Origin of the sequence: Streptomyces sp. SID486, from assembly GCF_009865385.1 — a bacterium.
Taxonomy (GTDB): Bacteria; Actinomycetota; Actinomycetes; order Streptomycetales; family Streptomycetaceae; genus Streptomyces.
The window spans coordinates 1-6,503 of sequence record NZ_WWJT01000080.1 but is presented as its reverse complement, the minus strand read 5'-3'; the positions used below and the strand labels follow the sequence as shown (position 1 = coordinate 6,503).

The window sequence follows — 6,503 nt, the reverse complement described above, 5'->3', positions numbered from 1 at the left end:
ATCGGACCGTGCGCCGGGCTCGCGCGCCTGCCCGCCGACGCTGCCGCCCGCGCCGCGGACCAGCTCGCGGCGGCGGGCGTGGCGGTGGTGTGCCTGCCCCAGGGAGGCTGCGGCGGCGCCGACGGCCGCGATCCGGCCCCGGTACGGCTGCTGCGGGCGGCCGGGGTGCGCGTCGCGGCCGGCAGCGGGGCCATGCGTGACGTCTCCAATCCCGTCGGGCGCGGCGACCCCCTCGAAGCGGCCTACCTCCTCGCCTCCGCGCACGGCCTGCGCCCGGAGGACGCCTACGACGCCGTGTGCGCCTCGGCCCGCGCGGTGCTCGGTCTGCCCGAGGTGCGCGTGGAGGCGGGCTTCCCCGCGGAACTGCTCGCCGTGCGCGGCGACCATCTCGCCGGCGCGCTCTCCCTGGCCTACAGCCGGATCGTGGTGCACCGGGGCCGGGTGGTGGCCCGTACGAGCGCGGTACGCGAGTACTGCAACTCGGCGGCCGCCGCGGAGCTGGGGCTGCCACGGCAGGGGCGCGGGGAAGTGTCCTGAGCGTGCGCGGGGACGGCCGCACGGGACCCGAGAGGGCCGGGACCTCCGCGCCGGTTGGCCCCTGTGCGGGCGCGGGCGCCGGGAGCCGGGCGGGCCCGTCCACACCGGCCGCCGGAGCGGGCTGAACGGCTGTCCACGCGGGCCGGCGGGTGCGACGGGCCGTGGGCCGGGCAGGCCGTCCGCGCCGGTTAACTCGTGCGGCGGATGCGTCCCTTCGGGCGTACGGTCGGATTCATGCGCATTGTCATCGCTGGTGGTCATGGTCAGATTGCGCTGCGGCTGGAGCGTCTGCTCTCCGCGCGCGGGGACGAGGTGGCGGGCATCATCCGCAAGCCCGAACAAGGCGACGATCTGCGGGCGGCCGGCGCCGAACCGGTCCTGCTCGACCTGGAGTCCGCCTTGGTGGAGGAGGTCGCGGCACACCTGCAGGGCGCGGACGCGGCGGTCTTCGCGGCGGGTGCGGGCCCGGGCAGCGGCACGGCCCGCAAGGAGACGGTGGACAGGGGCGCGGCGGTGCTGTTCGCGGACGCGGCCGTACGCGCGCGGGTACGCCGTTTCGTGATGGTGTCCTCGATGGGCGCGGACCCCGCGCACCGGGGCGACGAGGTCTTCGACGTGTACCTGCGCGCCAAGGGTGAGGCCGACGCGTATGTCACCCGCCAGGAAGCGCTGGACTGGACGATCCTGCGTCCGGGCTCGCTGACGGACGACGCGGGCACCGGGCTGGTCCGCATGGAGGCGCACACGGGGCGCGGGTCGATCCCGCGGGACGACGTGGCGGCCGTTCTCGCGGAGCTGGTGGACACGCCCGCGACGGCCGGTCTCACGCTGGAGCTGATCAGTGGTTCGACACCGGTGGCGGTCGCGGTCAAGTCGGTCGCCGGGAACTGACTCCGGGCGCCGGCCGTTGGCAGGGTGAACGCCCTTACCCCGCCGGCGACCCGTCAGAAGCCGGACCCCGCACGAAGGATCGGACGCGCGAAGGATCGGACGCGCGAGAAATCAGAACAGAGGCAGCTGTCCGGGAAAGACCGGCACGACGTAGCCGTCCAAGGACGGCTGCTCCGCACCGAGTTGCGCCTGCCGCCGCGATCCGGCGCAGGACACGAGTTCTCCGCTCTCCCGCGTCCCGGGCGGATCGTGACGCGCGAAGCGGCCTGCGACGACGGCGATTTCGCGACGGCACACGGGACAGGTTCTGCGACGGGAGGACATGCAGCCAGTGTGCCCGGAACAGGCCGCGGGTGCGTCGGCACACCGGGCCGCCGGTGCGTCCCGCACGGAACCGTCTGTGCGTCACCGCGCGGGACCGCCGACACACCCCACAGCACCGTCAGCGCAGCACCGCACGGGACCGCCGAGACGCCCCCATGGCACCCTCAGCCCGTCACCGCACGGCCCCGCACGGCGCCGCTGATACGCGTGCCCGCAGGACCGCCGATACGTCCCCGCAGGGCCGTCGGTGCGCCCCGCACGGGGCGAGCGTGGTGGCGCGGGTTCCGCGCGGGGCTGGGGTGGTCAGGTTCTGGTCTCCGCTTCCCACCGGTCGGGGCCCACTCCGCGCCAGTCGATCAACGGCGAGTCGGCCACCTCCTCCGGTTCGATCTCGAGCCCTGCCCGGCGCAGGAACTCCACCAGGTCCCGCACGTTGTGCGCGAGGCCGAGGATCTCGCCGTCCACCCGGACCCGGCGACCGCCGGTCGGGGACGGCATGTGCACGATGATGGGACGTTTCCCGGCCATGGCTCCAGCATCATTCGGACCGTCCGGGCCCGCACCCCGGCCGGTCATTCGAGAATCCCCAGCGCCGTGTCCGGTCGGCACAGCGGGCACGCGGGGACTCCTTCCTCGGTGAGGGCACGTACCGCCTGCTCCCGGCCGACACCTTTCGCCCGCCCGCCGGCACCGGTGCAGCCGCCGACATGGACGTACACCGCGCTACGACCGTTCAGGCCGCGCTCGACGGCCCACTCGGGACAGGTCTGCCGGGCGGCGGCACGGCGCTGCCGCCCGGCCTCCCGGCGTTCCTCGTCGGCGATCCACCGGTCCATCAACGCGAGCTGTCGGGCAGCCTGGTGTTCGACGACGCGGCGGGCGAAGCGCAGCATGTCGAGACGCGTCAGTGGACGGTCTTCGTTCACACGTTCGATTCTAGTGATGTCGGTCGGCGCGTGTAACCAGCAGGACCACCGGAACCGTGCACGGGGCAGCCGGTTCGCTTCCACATGAGAGGACGAAAGCGGCACCAGGCCCACGAGACCGCCGCCGGACGATGCGCGGCGCGAGCGCCACGAGAACCGGGAGCAGGAACGACGAAAGGGCCCGCGTCCAGCGTTATCGCTGGACACGGACCCTTTCGGTCGTGTGGCGGCGCCAGGATTCGAACCTGGGAAGGTAGAACCGGCAGATTTACAGTCTGCTCCCTTTGGCCGCTCGGGCACACCGCCGGGTTTGCTGCCACTCGAACCCGCTTTCGGCGGTGTTCCCCGGCAACGACGTAAACAATACCCGATGCGGAGGGGTGCTTCGCCACCCGATTGATCTCCGCCTCCCGGGTCGCGAGGTGGCTAGGCTGGTGCGGATGCGACCCGGTACCCCACCGGCCCGGCGGTCGCCGCCGCGCACCCCGGCACGCACCCGACACGCACCCGATACAAGGAGCCACAGGACATGGCCGACTCCAGTTTCGACATCGTCTCGAAGGTCGAGCGGCAGGAGGTCGACAACGCCCTCAACCAGGCCGCCAAGGAGATCTCGCAGCGCTACGACTTCAAGGGCGTGGGGGCCTCGATCTCCTGGTCCGGCGAGAAGATCCTCATGGAGGCGAACTCCGAGGAGCGCGTGAAGGCCGTCCTCGACGTCTTCCAGTCCAAGCTCATCAAGCGCGGCATCTCGCTGAAGGCGCTGGACGCGGGCGAGCCCCAGCTCTCTGGCAAGGAGTACAAGATCTTCGCCTCGATCGAGGAGGGCATCTCCCAGGAGAACGCCAAGAAGGTGGCGAAGATCATCCGCGACGAGGGGCCCAAGGGCGTCAAGGCGCAGGTCCAGGGCGACGAACTGCGCGTCAGCTCCAAGAGCCGTGACGACCTGCAGGCCATCATCGCCCTTCTGAAGGGCAAGGACTTCGACTTCGCGCTGCAGTTCGTGAACTACCGGTAGCCGGCGGGGCGAAGAGCCGACGGAAAAGGGTGGGCCCCTTGTGGTGCCCACCCTTCCGCGCTGCGCCGGCGCGCCGCGCTCAGTCGCGCGAGTTGCCGAACAGGATGCGGTAGACGATCAGCAGCACCAGGGAGCCGCCGATGGCCGCGGCCCAGGTCGCGCCGTCGTAGAAGTCCTTGCTGATCGGGTGGTCCAGCCAGCGGGCCGATATCCAGCCCCCGATGAACGCGCCCGCGACGCCGATGAGGGTCGTTCCGATGAAGCCGCCGGGGTCGCGGCCGGGCAGCAGGACTTTGGCGATGGCTCCGGCCAGCAGTCCGAGGATGATCCAACCGATGATGCTCATACCGTGAACCTGCCCTTCCGCGCCGAGTCCGCACTGTCCGGGTCCTGGTTTTCCGAAGAGGGCCCGCGTCCGCCACGCGCGTGTTCGTGCCGTGTCGATGAAGAGGACGTCACGGGGCCGTCCGCCGGTTGCCGCGTCCGGTCAGGGTGCGGCGCACGACACGTACCTCCGCCGGACGCGTACCTCCGCCGGACGCGATCGTCCCGATTCGTTCCCCATCGCGCTACAAGAACGCCGCGGTTCCGGCTGAGCACATGAGCGGCTGATACTTGTGGCAGCAGGCATGCCGACGGAGCGACCTGGAAAGGTGCCGATCATGAAGGTGTTCAACCTGCTGCTGAACATCCTGTGGCTCGTCTTCTGCGGCCTCTGGATGGCGATCGGTTACCTGATCGCAGCGCTCATCTGCTTCGTCCTGATCATCACCATCCCGTTCGGCATCGCGTCGCTGCGCATCGCCGGGTTCGTGCTCTGGCCGTTCGGCCGGACCACCGTGGACCGGCGGGACGCCGGAGCGGGATCGTTCCTCGGCAACGTGATCTGGGTGGTCTTCGCGGGTTGGTGGCTGGCGCTCGCGCACCTGATCACGAGCATCCCGCTCTTCCTGTCGATCGTCGGCATCCCGTTCGGGTGGGCGAACCTCAAGCTCATCCCGATCTCGCTGATGCCGCTCGGGCGGGAGGTCGTACCGACGGATCAGGGGTTCGGCGGGCGGTGACCCGCTCGGTGCCGGCCACGTCCGCGCGTACCGGCGGGCCGTCCCGGGCATCCCCGCCGGTCACGTGATCGCGCGGCTGCCGCCTACGACGACCCGCTCGGCGGCCGGGTGCCGGAAGCGCTGCTCCACTCGTGTCGTGTTTCCGCGCAGGAGGGCATGCGGAGGTGCCGCCTCCCGCCGGACGACCGAGTCTGGGATGAGACGGCGGGAGCCGCCGGTCACCCCTACTCCGCTACGTCCCGTGGCCGGAGCCCCGCGAACGCTGGAGCTTCCCATGAGCCCGTCTGTGACGTCGATGGCCGTCATCTGCGACTGGCCACTGCTTCGACTCGGCCTCGTGCAGGCGATCGACAGCCAGTCCGACCTGCAGATCACGGCCTCCTTCAGCAGCGTCCGCGAAGCGCTCCGCGAGGCTGACGAAACCAAGGTCGTCCTCATCGCCCTGCAGGTGTCCGACCAGGTGGCGTCCGATCAGGTCGCCCAGCTGACCCGCCAGGGGCGTGCCGTCATCGTGCTGTCCACTTCGCAGGCCCAGTCCGACGCGGTCCTGTGCATCAAGGCCGGCGCTCGCGCGTACCTCAGCAGGCAGACCGAGGTGTCGGAGCTGGTGGCGGCGGTCCGTGCGGTCGCTTCGGGCAGGAGCTACCTCGGTGCGAGCCTTGCCGGTCACAGCCTGCCCACGCCTCCGCCGCACCTCACCGGCCGTGAACGACAGATCCTGCAGCTCGTGGCCAACGGGGCGACGGACCGGGAGATCGCCGCCAAGCTGAACATCACCGAGAACACGGTTCACACGCACTTGGAACGGCTACGGAGGAAAATCGGCTCCCGTCGCAGAGCCGACCTCACGCGACTGGCACTGAGATACGGCGGCCTGGGAGACTTCTCCGCGGAGTGAGACCCATACCCATGCCCACGCCGTGGCAAGTGGCCGGGGTCTCCGTTGTTCCGCGCCGATTCGTATTCGTCCCGCCCCGGGAGTGTCGGTCATTTGGAACCGTCGCTCGGGTGGATGTCGTTCAGACTGTTCACGATGATCACGGACGTCGGGTTCGACGGCGTAGGTACCTGAATGAGGATCGGGACGTAGACGACACTGCCGTGCCTGAATTCCGCCTTTTTCGAGAACCGGTAGCAGACGACGGCGCCGGGATCGCCCCGTGTGGCATAGCAACGCATCGTCGACTTGGCGGGAACGGCCTGAATTGCGGAGGAGGCCGGGACTGTGGTCGCACTCGCCGGCGCGGTTGATACGAACGACATCGCACAGGCACATGCGGAGGCCGCAATGACGAACCCGGCCCTCTGTGCGGTCATCTTTCTCAATTTCCCTCACCTCGGAGGCCCTGAGGCGTAGCGACGGTCGTGGTTCATAGCAATCGGCCGTCACCTCGCAGAGGCGCCCTCTGCGAGGTGACGAACTCATCCATCGGTCGATCAGCCCTGGGTACCGCCCTGGGTGTTGCCGTTGCCACCCTGGGTACCGCCCTGGGTGTTGCCGCCGCCACCACCCTGCGTGCCGCCCTGGGTGTTGCCGGTCCCGCCACCCTGCGTGCCGCCCTGAGTGTTGCCGTTGCCGCCACCCTGCGTGCCGCCTTGGGTGTTGCCGTTGCCGCCACCCTGAGTGCCGCCCTGGGTGTTGCCCCGGCCGCCACCCTGCGTGCCGCCCTGAGTGTTGCCGGTCCCGCCACCCTGCGTGCCGCCCTGAGTGTTGCCGCCGCCACCACCCTGCGTGCCGCCCTG

General features: G+C 70.4%; 10 protein-coding genes, 1 tRNA gene and 1 pseudogene. 5 read left to right on the top strand and 7 right to left on the bottom strand.

Going from position 1 to position 6,503, the window contains the following annotated elements; all coding sequences use genetic code 11:
- Together GT045_RS04230 and GT045_RS04225 are read left to right on the top strand one after the other, a co-directional pair.
- A pseudogene (locus GT045_RS04230) lies at positions 1 to 537 on the top strand (hydrolase); the annotation flags it as partial.
- 234 nt (positions 538 to 771) lie between these two features.
- On the top strand, positions 772 to 1,428 hold the full coding sequence (locus GT045_RS04225) for an SDR family oxidoreductase (RefSeq protein WP_161296096.1): 657 nt from the start codon (positions 772 to 774) through the stop codon (positions 1,426 to 1,428).
- A 111-nt stretch (positions 1,429 to 1,539) separates the two neighbouring features.
- On the opposite strand, the gene GT045_RS39455 is transcribed toward GT045_RS04225, so the two are convergent.
- The 4 genes from GT045_RS39455 to GT045_RS04205 all read right to left on the bottom strand — a co-directional run bounded on the left by GT045_RS39455 (position 1,540) and on the right by GT045_RS04205 (position 2,984).
- Positions 1,540 to 1,752 carry a hypothetical protein gene (locus GT045_RS39455; RefSeq protein WP_161296094.1) on the bottom strand — a complete coding sequence of 71 codons (213 nt, stop codon included), beginning with the start codon at positions 1,750 to 1,752 and terminating at the stop codon, positions 1,540 to 1,542.
- Positions 1,753 to 2,055: 303 nt separating this feature from the next.
- Positions 2,056 to 2,280 (bottom strand): hypothetical protein, encoded by a 225-nt coding sequence (locus GT045_RS04215; protein ID WP_202516266.1) that lies wholly within the window; start codon positions 2,278 to 2,280, stop codon positions 2,056 to 2,058.
- Positions 2,281 to 2,324: 44 nt separating this feature from the next.
- Complete coding sequence (locus GT045_RS04210) at positions 2,325 to 2,678, bottom strand: DUF6233 domain-containing protein (RefSeq protein ID WP_161333326.1); 354 nt, start codon at positions 2,676 to 2,678, stop codon at positions 2,325 to 2,327.
- 224 nt (positions 2,679 to 2,902) lie between these two features.
- Positions 2,903 to 2,984: transfer RNA gene (locus GT045_RS04205), tRNA-Tyr, on the bottom strand.
- A 223-nt stretch (positions 2,985 to 3,207) separates the two neighbouring features.
- Here GT045_RS04205 and GT045_RS04200 point away from each other — a divergent pair.
- Entirely contained in the window at positions 3,208 to 3,696 is a 489-nt protein-coding gene (locus GT045_RS04200) for a YajQ family cyclic di-GMP-binding protein (RefSeq protein ID WP_161296090.1), read from the top strand.
- Positions 3,697 to 3,775: 79 nt separating this feature from the next.
- On the opposite strand, the gene GT045_RS04195 is transcribed toward GT045_RS04200, so the two are convergent.
- Positions 3,776 to 4,042: a GlsB/YeaQ/YmgE family stress response membrane protein gene (locus tag GT045_RS04195; RefSeq protein ID WP_161296088.1), complete on the bottom strand. Its 267-nt coding sequence runs from the start codon at positions 4,040 to 4,042 to the stop codon at positions 3,776 to 3,778.
- Positions 4,043 to 4,358: 316 nt separating this feature from the next.
- On the opposite strand from GT045_RS04195, the gene GT045_RS04190 reads away from it, so the two are divergent.
- Positions 4,359 to 4,760 (top strand): YccF domain-containing protein, encoded by a 402-nt coding sequence (locus tag GT045_RS04190; RefSeq protein WP_161296087.1) that lies wholly within the window; start codon positions 4,359 to 4,361, stop codon positions 4,758 to 4,760.
- Between the two features lie 274 nt (positions 4,761 to 5,034).
- The gene (locus GT045_RS04185; protein ID WP_161333325.1) at positions 5,035 to 5,658 is read left to right on the top strand and encodes a response regulator transcription factor; all 624 of its coding nucleotides are present in this window, start codon (positions 5,035 to 5,037) and stop codon (positions 5,656 to 5,658) included.
- Between the two features lie 89 nt (positions 5,659 to 5,747).
- Here GT045_RS04185 and GT045_RS04180 read toward each other — a convergent pair whose 3' ends face one another.
- Both GT045_RS04180 and GT045_RS04175 read right to left on the bottom strand, forming a co-directional pair.
- Complete coding sequence (locus tag GT045_RS04180; protein WP_161333324.1) at positions 5,748 to 6,077, bottom strand: hypothetical protein; 330 nt, start codon at positions 6,075 to 6,077, stop codon at positions 5,748 to 5,750.
- Positions 6,078 to 6,197: 120 nt separating this feature from the next.
- Positions 6,198 to 6,503 (bottom strand): hypothetical protein (locus GT045_RS04175; protein ID WP_202527090.1); only part of this gene is annotated, 306 nt, incomplete at its 5' end.